The sequence below is a fragment of the Streptomyces sp. H39-C1 genome (assembly GCF_027158125.1).
Classification (GTDB): Bacteria; Actinomycetota; Actinomycetes; order Streptomycetales; family Streptomycetaceae; genus Actinacidiphila; species Actinacidiphila fildesensis.
In genome coordinates, this window is the sequence record NZ_JAPVLS010000099.1 from 15,953 (window position 1) to 31,333 (window position 15,381).

Here is a 15,381-nt window from a genome sequence, read left to right on the forward strand (position 1 = left end):
GGCCGGGGGCGGGAGGTGCGGAGCACGCCCCGCCCCCGGACAGCGTGCAGGAGGTCAGAGGCCAGCAGGGGGCGCCGGCGGTGGGGCCGTCCCATTGGTCGTGGTGGGCTGCGTACTGGTGGGCGGCGGTGCGCCCTGGGGCGGCGGGGTGGTGGTCGGCGGGGCGGACTGCCATCCGCCGCCCTGGTTGGGCGGGGCGTTCGTTCCGGGACCGTTCGGTCCCGTGTCGCCCATCGGGGCGTTGGTGTCGTCGGTCACGCTCGTCGGAGGGGGCTGGACTGCCTGCTCGAGGCCGGGCGGGGCACCTTCACCGTCCCCGCCGGTCGGGTTGGAGGCAATGTCGCCGGGGAATCCGCCTGCGGCGTCGGGGCCCTGCGGGGCGGCTTCTGCTCCGGCTGCCGCGCCGCCGCCGGCTCCGGCGGTGGCTGCTGCTGCGGCCTTGCGGGCGGCCTTCTCGGCGTGTTGCTTGGCGATCTGGGCTCCGGCTCCACCGGCACGGTGGATGGACTCTCCGTCGGTGCCGTCGGCTGCCCAGTGCACGAATTTGAAGACCGCGTACGGGCACAGCAGCACCATGACCATGATCACGATGCCGGACATGACGTCGGCGAGGGCGCCGATCCCGTCCTTCGCCTCGGTCTTCCCCATGGCGGCGATGCCGAGCACGAAGATCACGGTCATCAGGAGTTTGGAGACTACGAGGGTGGCGGTGGCTTCGATCCAGCCGCGGCGCCACCGGCGGGTTGCTTCCCAGCCGCCGCCGGCGCTGGCGAAGATCGCCAGGGTGACCATGACGAGGATGCCGACCTTGCGGACCATCATCACGCACCAATACAGCATGGCGCCAAGGGCGGCGCCGAGGCCGGCGAGTGTGGCGATGAGCCAGCCCATGGGGGAGATAACGCCGATTTCGGAGACCATGACGATACGGCGGACGGCCGACTCGATCGACAGGTGCGAGGCCCTGAACAGGCCGTCGGACAGGGCGTCCACCACCTCGATGGCGACGGTGGTCAGCGCGATGGCCGCGAACGCGAAGATCACACCGGAGGCGGTGCCGGTGAATGCCTGGGTGAGGGCCTGGCCGTCGCGTTTGATCGCGGCTCGGACGAGCTGGGCGCAGAAGGTGGCGACGAGCAGGACGAGGCCGAGTGGTAGCAGCATCTGGTAGTTGTCGCGGAACCAGGGTGCGTTCAGGTCGACCTTGGTGGTGGTGTTGACGGCTGTGGCAGCAAGATCGGCCGAGGTGGCGGCGAGTTCGCCGGCGGACTTGGCCATCCAGTCGCCGATCGCCTTGCCCGGGTCGCTCACGAAGTCCACGGCGTCGCCGACGGAACACAGCTTGCCCGCGACGGGAATGTCACAAAAGCCCATGGGTGGACGCGTCCTTTCTCAGTCGGGGCGCGTCACGGCGCGACGCGGGGAGCGATGGCGACCAGGGAGCAGTCGTGGGAGGGACGGCACTGCACGGCGAGGGTCACGGCCCGGTCTTCGGCTCCGCTGCCACCCCCTTTCCAGGCGATCTGCTGTTTGCCGTTGACGGTGACGGCGTAGATGTATGCCTCGGTGATTGCGGTTGGGTCGTCGGCGAGGGCTTGCTTGAAGGCCGAGGGGTAGTGCGCTTCGGTGACGGTGGAGGTGGCGTGCTGCTCGTTGTCGGCCATCCGCGACCACAGCACCGGATCGGGGACCTGCGCCGAGATCGACTGCCAGTCCGTGTACTTGCTCTCCTTGCTCATCCACGCGTCCATGCCGGCGAGCTGCTGGTCACGGCTGGTGTCACGGGCGTTGTAGGACCACAGCATCGCGGCGGCGGCCTTGGCATAGGTGACCGGCTCGGAGACAGGCGGTGGCTTGGGAACCGAGCCCGTGCCGCCGGCCGGAGTAGGCACGGCTTGGGACGGTGAAGCGCTGCTAGCGGCCGATGGAGTGGGCGCGCTGGAAGGGTCGTGCTGGTCACCGCCCCTGGAGAGCCAGGCGGTGGTGGCGGCGACCGCGAGCAGACCGGCGATGACGATCGCGGCGATCGTTACCCGCCGCTTCACTGACCAGTCGACTGCGCGGCCGGCCAGGGCGAAGGAGGGAGGACGTTTCTGCATCACTTGACCTGGGACCCCAGCGTGCTGAAGAACATCACGATGCCGTTGGCGGCGCCGAGACCAAGGGCCGCGCCTGCAGCCACGGTCGCGCCCTTCTTGCCGTTGGCTTCGGCCTGGTGGCCGCCGGAGTGGTGGCCCCAGGCCCACACGGCGAGCGATACGGCCAGCGCACCGACGACGGCGACGATGCCGAACAGATTGATGCTGTTGACCACGTTCTTCAGCACGGACAGTCCTGGCAGCCCGCCTTCCGCGGGCGCGGTGCCGGGGTCGTAGGCGAGGTAGGTGGCGCGGTCTGCGAGGGACAGGGGTATGGCGGGACTCCTTGCGTGCGCAGGCCAGATGGGAACCTGCGGGGGGAATGGGGGCTGGAGGCAGCGAGATCGGCCGCCGTCCGGAGTCCGGCCGGAACGGTGTCCGGGCGGGGTGCGGCGTCAGACGACGCGGCGGGCGGCGAGGATCGCCCAGTCCTTGATCGGAGTGATCCGGACGGGCTTGGTGGTGCGCGGCGCCTCGATGACCAGGCCCGCGCCCAGGAACATGCCGACATGCTCGGGACGGCTCGCGGTGCCGCGGCTGAAGATCAGGTCACCGGGCTGCAGCTGGCTGGGCGCAACCGCTTTGCCCTCGTTGACCTGGTCGTACGTGGTGCGGGGGAGCTGGATGCCGGTGTGGGCGTATGCCTGCTGCATCAGGGAGCTGCAGTCGCAGCGGCCCATCGGGTCAGGGCCGTGCGAGTCGGTGCAGCTGCCGCCCCACTGGTAGAGCGTGCCGAGTTGGTACATGGCCCATTCGATGGCTATGCGCGCCTTGGGGTCGGCGTCCAACGGGATCTTGTATCCCTTGGGCACGCTGCCTTCGGGGATGCGTCCGTATCCGGAGCCGTCGGTGCCAGGTCCGCAACCGGAGGCATGGGTCTCGCCATCCTCGGCCGGCTTTTCACTGCTGTTCGGGAAGGTCTTGGCGATGGCGGTCTGCAGCGCGGTGGCCAGGCTTTCCCATTGCGCGTACGCGTCGGGGTAGCCCGATGCCTGCACGGCCTGGGCGGCTTGCGTGACGGTCAGTTGCTGCCAGCCTTTGACCTTCAACAGGTGTTGGTAGAACTGCTTGGACGCGTAGACCGGATCGCGGATCTGCTGGGCGGTGCCCCAGCCCTGCGAGGGCCGCTGCTGGAACAGGCCCAGCGAGTCGCGGTCCCCAGAGTTCAGGTTGCGCAGTCGCGACTCCTGCATCGCGGTGGCGATGGCGATGATCTGCCCGCGCACCGGCACATGCAGGCTGATCCCGGTGGCCACGATCGTCTGGGCGTTGGGGATCTGCTCCTTGGGCACGGTGAGGCCCTCGATCTGGATGCCCTTGCCGGACGCGCCGTCGAGGATGGCGGTGACCTGCTTGCTGACGGCGTCGGTGTCGGCGTCATTGAGGCAGTCACTGGGGGAACCAGTGCTTTGGACGGCGTCGCTGGAGGAGGCCAGCATCATGGCCGTTCCAGCGATAAGGAGGGGGGAGAGGACGACGACGCCGATGCCGGCGGCGAGCGCCTTCAACCCGTGAGGCCCACTCGCCGGTCCGGAGTTTCGGGCAGGGGCGGGTAGCGAGATGTCATGGTCGTGTCCTTCGGGGTGCGGTGTCCGGCGTGCCGCGTACGCGCTGGTGTGGTGGAAGGGCGCGGCGGCCGGAGGTGGGCAATCGAGACGGCCGGCGCAGGCGAGTTGCCGCTCGCTCCGCGGATCCGGGCCCTGAGCTAGGTATGCCGGGGCAGGGTGAACATCTCCCGCAAGGTAAGGAGGAATGGTCGACGGCGGTGTGCGCCGGCTGGTTCAAAAACAGTAGACCGGGATTGGCGGTTGACCAAAAAGTTGGTTCGAGGGGTCGGAATCCGAACCCTCACGAGAGGACTTCTTGGTCGTCGGCGAATTCACCTCTATAGTTTTTGGACTCCCTCTCCCTCCCCGCTCTGCGGCCCCTGGGCTTCTGTATGCCCAATTCTGGCCTGCGGGGGATCCTCTGCGAGACGGGCAGTGCTCTCCGCGCTCTCCTAGCCGAATCGGGGTTCCTCTTTGCCTTTTTCCCTTCACCAGGGCGACGCTCTTAGCGTCTTGGCCGGCCTTCCGGACGACTGCGTTGACTCCGTCATCACCGACCCGCCGTACAACTCGGGCGGCCGGACCGCGAAAGAGCGCACGACGCGCTCCGCGAAGCAGAAGTACACGTCCGTGGATGCCCAGCACACCCTGCCGGATTTCACCGGCGAGAACATGGACCAGAGGTCGTACGGATTCTGGCTGACGCAGGTCATGACCGAGGCTCAGCGGCTCACCAAGACCGGTGGGACCGCTCTGCTGTTCACCGACTGGCGTCAGCTCCCCGTCACGACGGACGCGATCCAGGCGGCGGGCTGGCTGTGGCGCGGGGTCCTGGCCTGGCACAAGCCGCAGGCCCGTCCCCAAAAGGGTCGGTTCACCCAGAACTGTGAGTTCATCGTGTGGGCGTCCAACGGTGCGATCGATGGTTCTCGAAACCCCGTCTACCTGCCGGGCCTGTATTCCGCCTCGCAGCCGTCGGGGGCCAAGCGCCAGCACATCACGCAAAAGCCCGTCGAGGTGATGCGCGAGCTGGTCAAGATCAGCCCCGAACGCGGCACCGTGCTCGACTTCTGCGCCGGCTCCGGCTCCACGGGCGTCGCCGCTCTGATGGAAGGCCGCGATTTCATCGGCGTGGAGAAGACCACGCAGTACGCGTCCATCGCGGCCGACCGGCTCACCGCGACGATCCGCGAAACCCTCACCCAGGACGACATGGTGCTCACCGCCTGACGCCACAACTGCGGCGGGAGTCGACACCATCTCCCGCCCAGAGCGAGGGCCGCCACTCACGTCATGTGGTCCCCACGGGTGGCCGCTCGCCGCCGGTTCTGCATCCCCACTTCCACGCCCTCCAGGAGGCCCCTCTCCTCATGTCCGAACCCGTAGAAACCTCGCATGATGGCGAGTTGGAGCCGGTCCGAGTTCCAGATCCCCGATCGGAGGGGGTGGAGGCCACGGTCCGGCGGCTGATGGACCGGCAGGCCCAGCAGGAGCAGCAGCTCGACCGTCTGGCCTCAGCGCCGGCCCCCGGCAGCCCCTCGCCCTTCGCGGCGTTCGGCATGCCGGGGTTCGGCGGCCCGCCGTCGGCCGCGCCGCCGGAGCCGCGCCCGATCATGGAGCTGGACGGCGAGGAACGCGAAGACGAACTCGACGCCCTGTCGGACTGGGTCGACGACTTCCTCCTGCCCGTATACGGGGCGGAGGTCACCACGGCGGCACCCTGGTGCTTGCAGTGGCAGGAGCACGACGACGTCGTGGCGTGGCTGCACGCCTTGTGGCTGGCCTACCAGCAGCACAAGGACCCCGAGGCGGGCTTGTCGGGGCTGTTCGTGTGGCACCGGGACTTCCTCACCCACGCCACCGCGGCGATCCGCGCGCCGGGCGGTCCGCTGTCCGCCTGCATGACCTCCCCCGAGCGACCCGCGCACCGGCTCCTTCCCGGCCCGCCGCCCTCAGCGCGAACGGAGAAGGCGACAACTAACGCGGCGGAGCCCGGGCCGGCTGAGTTGGGCGAGCCGACGTCATGAACGGCGGGCGGCAACCGGCCTTCGGGCTGAGCTTCGACCCCCGCGCCCTGACCGACCTCCTGCAGGCACCCGGCGATATCCGCGATCTCACCCTGGCCTACCTGCAGGAAGTGGTGAACGCCGAGCGTTTCGGGCCGCGGCTTACGGGTGACCTGGAGGGCTACCGCAAGATCGTCGTGGACTCCCGCAAGGACTGGCGCGTGGTCTACGGTCTCCGATCGGCGCCCGAGGGGTCCGCGCACCAGCGGGAGATCCACGTCGTCGCGGTCCGGCCGCGCGCCGGCAACGACGCCTACGACGAGGTCGGCCGCCGCCTGGGCATGGCCCGCCGGCCGCTGAGCGCCCGCACCCACGCGGCACGCTCCTGCCCCCCGCAACTGATGACCAGTGGCCCCGCGCCGAGACCGGGTCCGCCGCCCTCCGCGATGCCGGGCGTTCCCCGTCTCGCGCAACACCCCTCGCCCCAGCACATCCGCTGAGTACACGGAGACCCGCCTATGCCCCCAGACCCCGCGCCGGCAGCAGCCCGGCGCTCGGTAACACCACTCGACCACCGCATCGAAATCGTCACAGGCCAGGACGTCGACACCCTGTGGACGTACCGAGACCGCGGCGTCCTGGACGCACCGCATGCGCACCTGGTCGACCGGCACCGCGAGCTGGCCAGCGCCGAGACCGGCGTGACCTTCTACCGCACCCTCCTCCACCGCTTGGCCAGCGGCGAATTTCCCGTCGACGGCGCCCTGCTGGAGCGCATCGACCGCACCGTGGACCAACTGGAGGAAGCCGCCACGGAGCGGGACCTCGCGGCCCACCTGGTGCTGGCGGCCTTGGAACCGATCGAGGCCACGGCTCTGCAGGATCCGCCGGAGGCGCACGAGCAGCTTTCGACCGCTGACCAGGCGGCGCTGCTGTGCCTTGCGGGCGGTGCCAAGGTGCACGCGCACCTGCTCACCGGGCGGCTGTCCGTACCCACCGGATCCGGCACTCGAATCCCGTACGCGCAGCTTCAGCGGCTCGAAGCCGCCCGTCTGGTCACCCGGGACACCACCCACTCGGTGGACGTCGGACAGCCGGTGACCTTGACCGACGCCGGCCGCACCGCTCTGGCCGGCAGCCGCAGCCACCGACCGGCCGCGGCACCGGCGCCGCCACGGCCCGGCACCTGGCCCACTGCCCCCACCCGCCCCCGGCGCTGAACCCGGGCGCCTGCGAGGAGATCTATGCCCACACCCGAACTCGAGCTTCGTCTGGATGACTTCGAAGCCGCGGACGAGCAGGCTGAGGAAGCCTTCCTGCACGCAATCGAGCTCAACCAGGACGTGCTCGTCCCGCTGGCTGAGTATCACAGCCCTTCCGGGGAGAGCTTCTACGTCCTGCACGACGGCTCGGCCACCTGGGGGATCCCCGGGGCGCCGCAGATCGTCGCTCTCCACCTACAACGTGACCTGTCGGAACAGACGTTCCGCTTCGAGCACGCCGCGTTGCCGTTGCCGTCGATGGCACAGTCCTGGCTCATCCACCGCGGCTGCCCTCCCGATGCCATCGACCTCACCCCCGGCCTGGGCCCGCAGCCGGCCGACGAGGCCACGCGCGCCCTGGAGCGACGGCTCATGGGCGACGGAGACCACTACGCGTACGGGTACTCCTACACCCGCGACGACCCGGACGACATGGTCACCGTGGTGGCCCTGCGCGCCATGGATGAGCGAGCCCCTTCCCCGTTCCGCGTCGTGGTCGAGGAAGTCGACACCAAGGCATGGACCCGCACCCTGCGCGAGGGCGGTTTCGCCACGGTCGATGAGGCCCTCGAATGGTGCGACGACCGGATCAGTGGCACGGCCGGCCCGCTTCCGCCCGTCCGTCCGGCAACGGCAATCAGCCCGTCGCCAGCCCTGCCGAAGGCTCCCGCTCCGCCCCCGGCCGGCCGATCGCGCTGAGCCATGCTGCGGTCCGGCGGGCCGGAACATAGCCGACGATCGCCGGTTAGCCAAACCGGGGATTCTCCGGACTCTTATACAGCCGCCGGACAACAAGGGCGGTGCCCTTCCTCATAATCCCTATGCCTGCACGGAGGTTGGTTCCGCATGCGCTCGCATCCCTTATGCCGTCGCGCCGTTTAGGGCACGTACTGAGCCGACAACCACAGGCGCCTTGGCTTGCAGGCGTCGGGGGCCAGTCAACGTACGAAGTAGCCGGGTTGCGTGTTCTCCCCTCATTTCCCCAACTCTCAAACGGGCGCTTGCGCCTGCTGGAAAGGAGCTCCCCTTGTCCGATGACATATCCGACGGCTCTGAGGATGTCGTGGGCGTGCTTACCGAACAGATCGCAGCCCACTTCGGCATGGACATCGAGCAGTTGAAGGCCGCGGTAGCCCTCGCACCGACGGCCCACCCCGAGGCAACAGAGGTCGTCAAGTGGCACGGCCTTCTCATCGGCGCCCAGACGGCGCTCGACCGCACGCAGGACGACCTCCTCGCCGCGCTGGACACGCAGCCCAGCGAGGTCGACGACCCCACGCTGCACCTCGCCCACCGCGTCAACGCAGCCGTCACCGCACGCGACGGCCGCGCCCTGGTCGTGCGCTGGCTCCTCGACCCGGCCGCTCCCGGGAAGAAGGACCGCGCAGCCCAACGCTTCGCCCGCCCAAACCACGCACCCGGTATCGGCTCGGCCGTACAGACCCGCGCTCCGCACACCCCCGCGAGCGCACCGGCAGCGGGGGTACGACCGGGACGGACAGCGCAGCGATGAACGTCGAACTCAAGTCCAGCAGCGCCGACGGGCGCCTCACCGCGGCCTTCGACGCCCCCGTCACCGAGCTGTACGCCACCGCAGCCGGCCCTGACTCAGCCCCGGCGATGACCCGCGCTCTGGAACTGCGCTCCTTCCTGGCCATCGCCGAGGAGCAGGTCGCCTGCGTCCCCGACCGCGTCCACGCCGCGATGGCGCCCGGCTGCGACTTGGCCGAACTGTCCGCCGATGACCTGCGCATCGACGCGCGCTGGCTGGAGGCGGCACTCGACGCCCGCGACGGCTACCGCGCCGCGCTCGACGAACTGCTGCACACCATGCCACCGCCCGGCCAACGGCCACGGACCGCCCACCGGACACCGCATGCGGTCACCGCCCACCTGCCCTCGCGCGTCGCCGCCCCGGCACCACAGCGTGCCGGGGCGGGCCGACACCGCCGACCGTGAAGGCCACCACTTGCCCCACCTGATCTCCCCGGAGATCGCCGGACGGATCGAGGACCTGTACGGCGCACCGCTGGCCGAACTCGCAGCCCACGCCCAGAACCAGCCGCCCGGCATGCTCTCCGCCCTGCTCGGCATGCACAACAGCCTGACCCTCGCCGAGCGCAGCATCGACTTTCACCGCGACCACCTGGCCCGCGTGGTGCACCCCGAGCGGCAGATCGGCCCGCACGAGGTCTCCCATCTCCTCGACGGTGCCCGCCGGCTCGCCGAAGCGGTCGCCATTCGCGACGTCCAGGCCACGTCCCTGTCCGCCGTCCTGCAGAGCCTTGCTCGCGTCACGACGCCGGCGACGCCCCCAGTCTCCGTTCCGGCCGTGCCCGCTCCACCCGGCCCGGCCGTGAGCGCTGCACCCAGCCGCTGATCTCGCGGGCAACCCCTCCTCATACCTCCAGGAGTTCCTCCCTTGGCCCTCTCCGGTCTGACCCCTGAAACCGACGCCGACATCGCCCGGGTCACCGAGGCCCTCGCCATGATCACTCCGCGCTGGAACGCGCGGATCCTGCTGGCCCTGTCCGGCCCGCCGCAGCGGTACAGCGAGATCGCGGGCAGGATCTCCTGGTTGCAGGACAGCCAGCTCCACCCCAAGCTGCGAACCCTGTGCGACGCCGGCCTCGTCCAGCGCACCGAACACACGTCGCGGCACGTCACCTATGGGCACACCGCCCGCGGCACAGCTCTTCTGTCTGTCCTGCCGATGATCGTCGCTTGGGCAGAGAATCATCTGGAGACGGCAGATCGCCCGCTGCCCGCGATCGAGCAGATCGAGGACAGCCTCACCCTGCTCACCCGGCGCCACGCCGCCGCCATCTTGTGGGTGCTGAAGTCCCGTGAGGAGGTCAGCGGCCGTGCCCTGGCCAGGATCGTCATGCCCAGCAGCGACTGGTCCAACATCTACCCGCCGCTTCGGCAGTTGGTGGCGGACGGCCTCGTAGACACAGACGGCATCGGGCAGCCCTACCGCCTGTCGGTCGCGGGCCACGGCCTGGCGCCGGTCTTCGGTGCTCTGTCCGCGTGGTCCGCCGGGCGCTCCATGGCGCCGGCCGCCCAGCACCCGGTCTGGGGAGACCCGCCGGCTGCACCCACCCCGACCACGTGGGTCAGCAACCCGTCGCGGCTATCAGCCCCTGCCTCATCACCGCCCCCGGTCAGGGCGGCACAGACCTCCCGTGCGGTGTGGCAGGGCCCGGACTTGTTCTCGCACCCCATAGCGGCCCGCCCGACGGCGGCGCTCCCGGCGGGAGGCCCACGCCGATGACTGCCACCTTCACGCCTCCCGAACTCCGCAAGGTCCTCGACGTGTTGTCCTCGTCAGCGGTGATCCGTCTGATCACCGAGATCGACGACAACGGGCCGATCCCGCCGCGCAGGCTGGCGGGCACACTTCCCGACCTCTCCCCGCACCAGCTGCGCCAGGCCACGGAGACGGCACGCGCCCACGGCCTCGTCCAGGTCCTGCCCGGCCTCGGCATGGACCTCACGACGTCCGGCTCGGCGCTGGCCGACGTCTACGACACAGCCGCCCGATGGGCTCGCCGCCACTCCTACCCGACCCCGGTCTGCGACTTCACCAGCCGCCTCCAGCACACCCTTGCTCTTCTGACGCCCCTGCTTGCGGTCGAGGGCCTGCCGCACGGTGACGCCATCGTGGAGCTGGCCCTCCTGCGCGCTGCGCTGGTGCAGTGGCTGACCACCAACCCCGGGGTTGCCCTGCGCTGCGAGCTGGGGTCTGTCGCGTGAGCGGTGGCACCACCCCACGGCATGCCCGCCATACCGCGGGGGTGCTGCGCAGCATCTACCTGCCGCGCTCGGTGGAAGCGCTCGCGTCCGCCATGAGCACCTACGGCGTCCCGCTCCTGGTCCTGGCCACCACGCGCTCCGCAGCCCTGACAGGAGCGGCGTTCGCCCTGGAATGGGTTCCCCGGTTGGCGGCGTTCGGGTGGGCGGGGGCGATCGTCGACCGGCGCGGGGCATCGGTCGTCTTCTTCCTCGCCTCCCTCAGCCGTGCTCTGCTGGTCGCGGTCGGCGGGGCCCTTCTCTTCCTGCATCCGGCCGGCACGGTGGCGAACGTGACGGTGATGGTGCTCGCGGCCAGCACCGGCGCGCTCACCGAGTTCAGCTACATCGCGGCCGAGACGGCAGGCGCAGCCGCCAGCCGCCGAGCGGGAGCGCGGGCCCACCGCGTCCAGGCCGTCCTGCTGGGCGTCGACCAAACCGCCAACCTCGCCGGCCCAGCCCTGGCAGCAGTACTCCTGCTCGCCGGCCCTCCGCACATGCTCGCCGTGATCACGGGGCTCTCGCTGATCGCCGCACTCCTCGCGCTGCGCACCCCGCCCTCGCCCCTCGCCCCGGCCCGCGCCCCGAAGACCACCACGAGCGGAGGGCCCAGCGCGGGGCTGCGGACCGGCTGGCACACCATCCGCTCCCTGCCGGCGCTTGGCTGGCTCGTCACCGGCCTGACCCTGTCCAACCTGGCCACCGGCTTCCTCCAGGCCGCCGGCCCCGTCATCGTCGTCAACCACTACGGGCAGTCCACCACCGCCGTCGGACTGGTGTGGTCCGCAGCTGCCGCAGCCACGCTGCTGAGCGTCACACTCTGCCGGTTCGCGATCGACCGCCTCGGCCTGTGGCCGGTCGGCGCCGCCTGCGCCGCCATCGCTTCGCTCGCCTGCCTCGCCGCAGCTCAGGCCCCCGACTACCTCTCCTACCTAGTACTGGTCTCCGTCCTGCTGGCCGCGGAGGGCGGCCTGACGGTGGTCCTGCGCACCCTGCGCTCTCGCCTGATCCCCCCGGACCGGTTCGGCAGCACCCTGTCCGCGACCATCCTCATCCTCCTGCTGCCCTTCCCCCTCGCCGGCGTCCTCACCGCCCTCACCCCGCCCGACGCGCTGGGCCATGTCATCACCGCCTGCGCCATCTTGCAGGCCCTCGGTCTGTTCCTCGCCTTCACCCGCGCTGCGCGCCGACCCCGCGCTGCGCGCCGACCCCGCCCTGCGCCCCTGACCAGACGCCCGTCCCCAGCCTGTGGAGAACTTCCCCATGCCTTCTGCCTGCCGTGCGCGCGGGCGCACCATCACCGAGCAGTTCCACGCCTTCCACGCCCAGCACTCCCACGTCCACCGCGCGCTGGAGCGCCAAGCCGCCCACCGGCGCGACCCGCATCGGCCTCAAGGACCTCTTCGAGGACCTGTGCCGACAACTCCCGCACGGTGTGACCGGGCTGAACTACAACTTCACCGCCCTCTAAGCCCGTCAGCTGATCGAAGCGCACCCCCAGTGGGCCAGCGCGTTCGAACTGCGTCGTCGCCGAGCCGCCTGACGGCGTCCCTTCATCCTGCTGCCCACCCGATTCGGAGAATCCCTTTTGTCCGCTCGTCCTCTCATTCTCATCGTTTCGCCCTGCGATGAGGAATATCGTTCCTACTGTCTTGAGCAGGTGGCCGCTGCTTACGACGTGGTCCTGCTCACCGACGTCGAGCCGTCGTGGGAGAAGCCGTACATCGTCGACCACACGGTCGTCGATCTCTACGACGACACCGCTGTCCTCGCCGCCGGCCGCGCCCTGGCAGCCCGCCACGAATTCGCCGGCGTTCTGACCTGGGACGAGTGGCACCTGGTCGCCACCGCCCGCCTGGCGCGCGCGCTCGGTCTGCCCGCGAACTCCGCGGAGGTGATGCGGGGCTGCCGCAACAAGGCCACCGCCCGAACGCTGTTCGCCCGCCACGGGGTGCCGTCGGCAGCCTCGATGACGGCCCGGACCCTGCTGGAGGCAGGGCTCGCCACGATGACGGTGGGTTTTCCCGCAGTCTTCAAGCCCACGGCGTTCGCCGGCAGCATCGGCGTGATCCGCGTCGACCGTCCCGAGGATCTGCCCGCGGCCTTCGAGTTCGCCTCGGCCGGAGCCGCGCAAAGCCACGAAGACACCGCCGTCCTGGTCGAGGAGTACCTCGACGGACCGGAAGTCTCCGTCGAGTGCGTCACCTATCAGGGTGTGACCACCGCCGTCGCGGTGACCCGCAAGAGCCTGGGCTCCGCCCCGTATTTCGACGAGACCGGACACACCGTCGATGCCGCAGACCCGCTCCTCGCGCAGGTCGCCCCGGTTGCTGCCGCGGCCGTCAAGGCCCTGGGGATCACCGCCGGCGTGCAGCACGTCGAGATGCGCCTGGTCGACGGTCGCCCCCGACTGATCGAGGTCAACGCACGCATCGGCGGAGACCTGATCGGCCATCTCGTCCACCTCGCGACCGGCATCGACCTGCCGAGGGCCGCCGCCGACGTCGCCTGTGATCGAGCCCCGGACCTCACACCGACCCACTCTGGGGCTGTGGGGATCCGCATGCTCTACCCGGCCGCCTCCGGCACCCTCACCGAACGGCGGATCCACCAGCCGTTCGCCGCCCACACGCCCTGGCTGCGACAGGTGCAGTGGCAGTGCCAGGTCGGCGAGCTGCTCCTGCTGCCGCCCGAGGGTGACCTGTTCACCGCGCGGGCCGGGTTCTGCATCGTCACCGGCCACGACACCATCGAGGTCAACCAGCGCCTCGACACGGCCGCAGGCGAGATCACCGTCACCACGCAGGCTGACCGATGAGCCCCGAGCCCGACCCGCGCCTCGACACCGACATTGACGGAGATGTCTACGTCTCCCCGCGCTACCTCGCCTCCACCACCGGAATCGGCGACCCAGCCCTCGCCCCGCTCCTCGCACTCAGCTGGGATCTGCGGCACGACGACCTCGGCAACGCCTATGTGACCGCCCCCGACCGGCGCGTGCGCCTGGGCTACCTCCCCGAAGGCGAGGACGACGGCCTGTGGCGCATCAACGCCTACAAGGACCCCTTCGGACCACCGAGTTGGGGCGTCTGCTTCAACGACCGCACGCCCACCGAGTTCGTCCGAGCCTTCACCACCGCTCTCGCCTCGGCGTACGAGCAGGGACCGGACGCCTACCTCGCCCGGCTGGTCTCCGGCGTCGCTGAGCACGACCCCTATCTGGCCATCGCCGCCCTCTTCCAGCAGGGATGGGGGATTGACCGCCCCCGCGGGGGAGTCCTCGCGGTACACGCACCGGACCGGCTCGCCGGCATGGAGTTCACTCTCGGCAGCCTCGACCCGGAAGCCGAGCTGACCACGCGCGACTCCCGCTGGCAGCTGTGGGCCGGCAAATCCATCGGCCGCCCCGCCTGGTACGCGACCGCCAGCACCGACACCCCCGTCGCCCTGCTCACAGCCGTCACCCATTGCATCGCCGACCCTGCCCCGCTGCCGCGTTGGCGCGACGAAACCTTCAGCTACATCAAGGGCATGGCCCAGCTCACCCCCATCCTCCCGCCGCAACCGCCGGCCCCCACCCCGCTCGACGTCCAACGGGCAACCCCCCGCCCCCCGGCCGGCCGCCCCGCTACCAGCATTCCGCGCTGGAGCACCACCAGTCGACCGGCCCTGCCCGGCCCCCGCCGGTAGCTCCGGACCGACCGCACCGGGAGCGCTTCTTGTCCCTGCAAGCAGCGGAGTTTTACGCCGTCTTGTGCCTTCCCTTCCACAACAGCACCGTCGTCGGCAACACCTACTACGCCACCCCTGTCCCGGGCGCACCGCTGACGCTGCGAATCAGCTTCACCACAACCATCCACGCGAACACCTACGGCGGCCTGCGCCTGGCGGTCCTCCACCCGGACCGGGGCGAAATCGACGCGGTAGCCCTCACCTTTGTGGATCACGGCACCTTCCACCGCCGGGACGAAGCCCGAAACGCCTCCCCGAACAGCAAGCAGTACGGCACCTTCGACACGTACCACCGCGCCGGCCGGCCGCCGTGGGAGGGCGCCGTCACCACAGGGCTGCGCGATGCCATCGAGCAATACGCCGCCGTCTGGTTCCCCGGTGCCTGGGCTTCGTCCGCACCGAGCCGAGCAGCCGGCCGTCACGCGCACATGGCGCCCGCCCCGCCGGCCACCCGCAGCGCTGGCCGGACCCGATGACCTCCCGACCACCTGATCAAGGAGACCCCCCTCTCGTGCATGTTCGTTCCATCCGTGGTGCCGTGCGATCCGCTGCCGTCGCCGCCGCAGTGACCAGCACCCTCACCTGGGCGCCGGCCGCGACCGCCCAGCCATCCGAGCCGACCCCCTCGGCCTCCAGTGCTCCCGCCCAGACACCGGCCCCGAACGCGGGCAGCATCGTGATCACCAACAAGGACGCGGCCGGGAACGTCCTCCCCGGCGCCACTTTCGTACTGCTCGACTCCACCGGCCGGGAAGCCGGACGCGGAAGGACGGACGAGCACGGCAATTTGACCTTCCCCGATCTCGCTCCCGGCGTGTACCGGCTGAAGGAAACCTCCTCCGGCAGTGCGCTCCACGAGGTCGCCGCCGACCAGGACGTCATCGTCACCCCCGGCGCGACCACA

General features: G+C 70.3%; 18 protein-coding genes and 2 pseudogenes. 16 read left to right on the forward strand and 4 right to left on the reverse strand.

Annotation, left to right across the window (positions count from 1 at the left end):
- Positions 1-54: 54 nt before the first annotated feature.
- The 4 genes from O3W51_RS40235 to O3W51_RS40250 form a co-directional block, all read right to left on the reverse strand.
- Complete coding sequence (locus tag O3W51_RS40235; protein WP_269288778.1) at positions 55-1,374, reverse strand: SCO6881 family protein; 1,320 nt, start codon at positions 1,372-1,374, stop codon at positions 55-57.
- 32 nt (positions 1,375-1,406) lie between these two features.
- Entirely contained in the window at positions 1,407-2,099 is a 693-nt protein-coding gene (locus O3W51_RS40240) for a hypothetical protein (protein WP_269288779.1), read from the reverse strand.
- On the reverse strand, positions 2,099-2,413 hold the full coding sequence (locus tag O3W51_RS40245) for a DUF6112 family protein (RefSeq protein WP_269288804.1): 315 nt from the start codon (positions 2,411-2,413) through the stop codon (positions 2,099-2,101). The genes O3W51_RS40240 and O3W51_RS40245 overlap by 1 nt, the downstream gene beginning before the upstream one ends.
- 120 nt (positions 2,414-2,533) lie before the next feature.
- The gene (locus O3W51_RS40250) at positions 2,534-3,646 is read right to left on the reverse strand and encodes a C40 family peptidase (protein ID WP_269288780.1); all 1,113 of its coding nucleotides are present in this window, start codon (positions 3,644-3,646) and stop codon (positions 2,534-2,536) included.
- A gap of 513 nt (positions 3,647-4,159) precedes the next feature.
- Here O3W51_RS40250 and O3W51_RS40255 point away from each other — a divergent pair.
- The 16 genes and pseudogenes from O3W51_RS40255 to O3W51_RS40330 all read left to right on the forward strand — a co-directional run.
- A complete protein-coding gene (locus tag O3W51_RS40255) occupies positions 4,160-4,915 on the forward strand; it encodes a DNA-methyltransferase (RefSeq protein WP_269288782.1) in 756 nt (251 codons plus the stop codon).
- 239 nt (positions 4,916-5,154) lie between these two features.
- Complete coding sequence (locus tag O3W51_RS40260; protein WP_269288805.1) at positions 5,155-5,712, forward strand: DUF4913 domain-containing protein; 558 nt, start codon at positions 5,155-5,157, stop codon at positions 5,710-5,712.
- Positions 5,709-6,191: a hypothetical protein gene (locus O3W51_RS40265; protein WP_269288783.1), complete on the forward strand. Its 483-nt coding sequence runs from the start codon at positions 5,709-5,711 to the stop codon at positions 6,189-6,191. Before O3W51_RS40260 ends, O3W51_RS40265 begins: the two co-directional genes overlap by 4 nt.
- Before the next feature lie 18 nt (positions 6,192-6,209).
- A complete protein-coding gene (locus O3W51_RS40270; protein WP_269288784.1) occupies positions 6,210-6,911 on the forward strand; it encodes a hypothetical protein in 702 nt (233 codons plus the stop codon).
- A 24-nt stretch (positions 6,912-6,935) separates the two neighbouring features.
- Positions 6,936-7,652: a hypothetical protein gene (locus tag O3W51_RS40275; protein ID WP_269288786.1), complete on the forward strand. Its 717-nt coding sequence runs from the start codon at positions 6,936-6,938 to the stop codon at positions 7,650-7,652.
- Positions 7,653-7,980: 328 nt separating this feature from the next.
- Positions 7,981-8,466, forward strand: coding sequence for a hypothetical protein (locus tag O3W51_RS40280; RefSeq protein ID WP_269288788.1), 486 nt, complete (start codon positions 7,981-7,983; stop codon positions 8,464-8,466).
- Positions 8,463-8,912 carry a hypothetical protein gene (locus O3W51_RS40285; RefSeq protein ID WP_269288790.1) on the forward strand — a complete coding sequence of 150 codons (450 nt, stop codon included), beginning with the start codon at positions 8,463-8,465 and terminating at the stop codon, positions 8,910-8,912. The genes O3W51_RS40280 and O3W51_RS40285 overlap by 4 nt, the downstream gene beginning before the upstream one ends.
- A gap of 10 nt (positions 8,913-8,922) precedes the next feature.
- Positions 8,923-9,333, forward strand: coding sequence for a hypothetical protein (locus O3W51_RS40290; RefSeq protein ID WP_269288791.1), 411 nt, complete (start codon positions 8,923-8,925; stop codon positions 9,331-9,333).
- A gap of 42 nt (positions 9,334-9,375) precedes the next feature.
- Positions 9,376-10,227: a winged helix-turn-helix transcriptional regulator gene (locus O3W51_RS40295; RefSeq protein WP_269288793.1), complete on the forward strand. Its 852-nt coding sequence runs from the start codon at positions 9,376-9,378 to the stop codon at positions 10,225-10,227.
- Complete coding sequence (locus O3W51_RS40300; RefSeq protein WP_269288796.1) at positions 10,224-10,709, forward strand: regulator; 486 nt, start codon at positions 10,224-10,226, stop codon at positions 10,707-10,709. Before O3W51_RS40295 ends, O3W51_RS40300 begins: the two co-directional genes overlap by 4 nt.
- Positions 10,706-11,972 (forward strand): annotated as a pseudogene (locus O3W51_RS40305) (MFS transporter). The gene O3W51_RS40300 and the pseudogene O3W51_RS40305 overlap by 4 nt, the downstream one beginning before the upstream one ends.
- A 36-nt stretch (positions 11,973-12,008) precedes the next feature.
- Positions 12,009-12,288: pseudogene (locus tag O3W51_RS40310) on the forward strand (hypothetical protein).
- Positions 12,289-12,351: 63 nt separating this feature from the next.
- Positions 12,352-13,563 (forward strand): ATP-grasp domain-containing protein, encoded by a 1,212-nt coding sequence (locus O3W51_RS40315; protein ID WP_269288807.1) that lies wholly within the window; start codon positions 12,352-12,354, stop codon positions 13,561-13,563.
- Entirely contained in the window at positions 13,560-14,435 is an 876-nt protein-coding gene (locus O3W51_RS40320) for a DUF317 domain-containing protein (protein ID WP_269288797.1), read from the forward strand. The genes O3W51_RS40315 and O3W51_RS40320 overlap by 4 nt, the downstream gene beginning before the upstream one ends.
- 29 nt (positions 14,436-14,464) lie before the next feature.
- Positions 14,465-14,953 carry a hypothetical protein gene (locus O3W51_RS40325; protein ID WP_269288799.1) on the forward strand — a complete coding sequence of 163 codons (489 nt, stop codon included), beginning with the start codon at positions 14,465-14,467 and terminating at the stop codon, positions 14,951-14,953.
- A 35-nt stretch (positions 14,954-14,988) separates the two neighbouring features.
- Positions 14,989-15,381, forward strand: a 393-nt coding sequence (locus tag O3W51_RS40330) for a prealbumin-like fold domain-containing protein (protein ID WP_269288801.1), incomplete at its 3' end; no start/stop codon positions are given.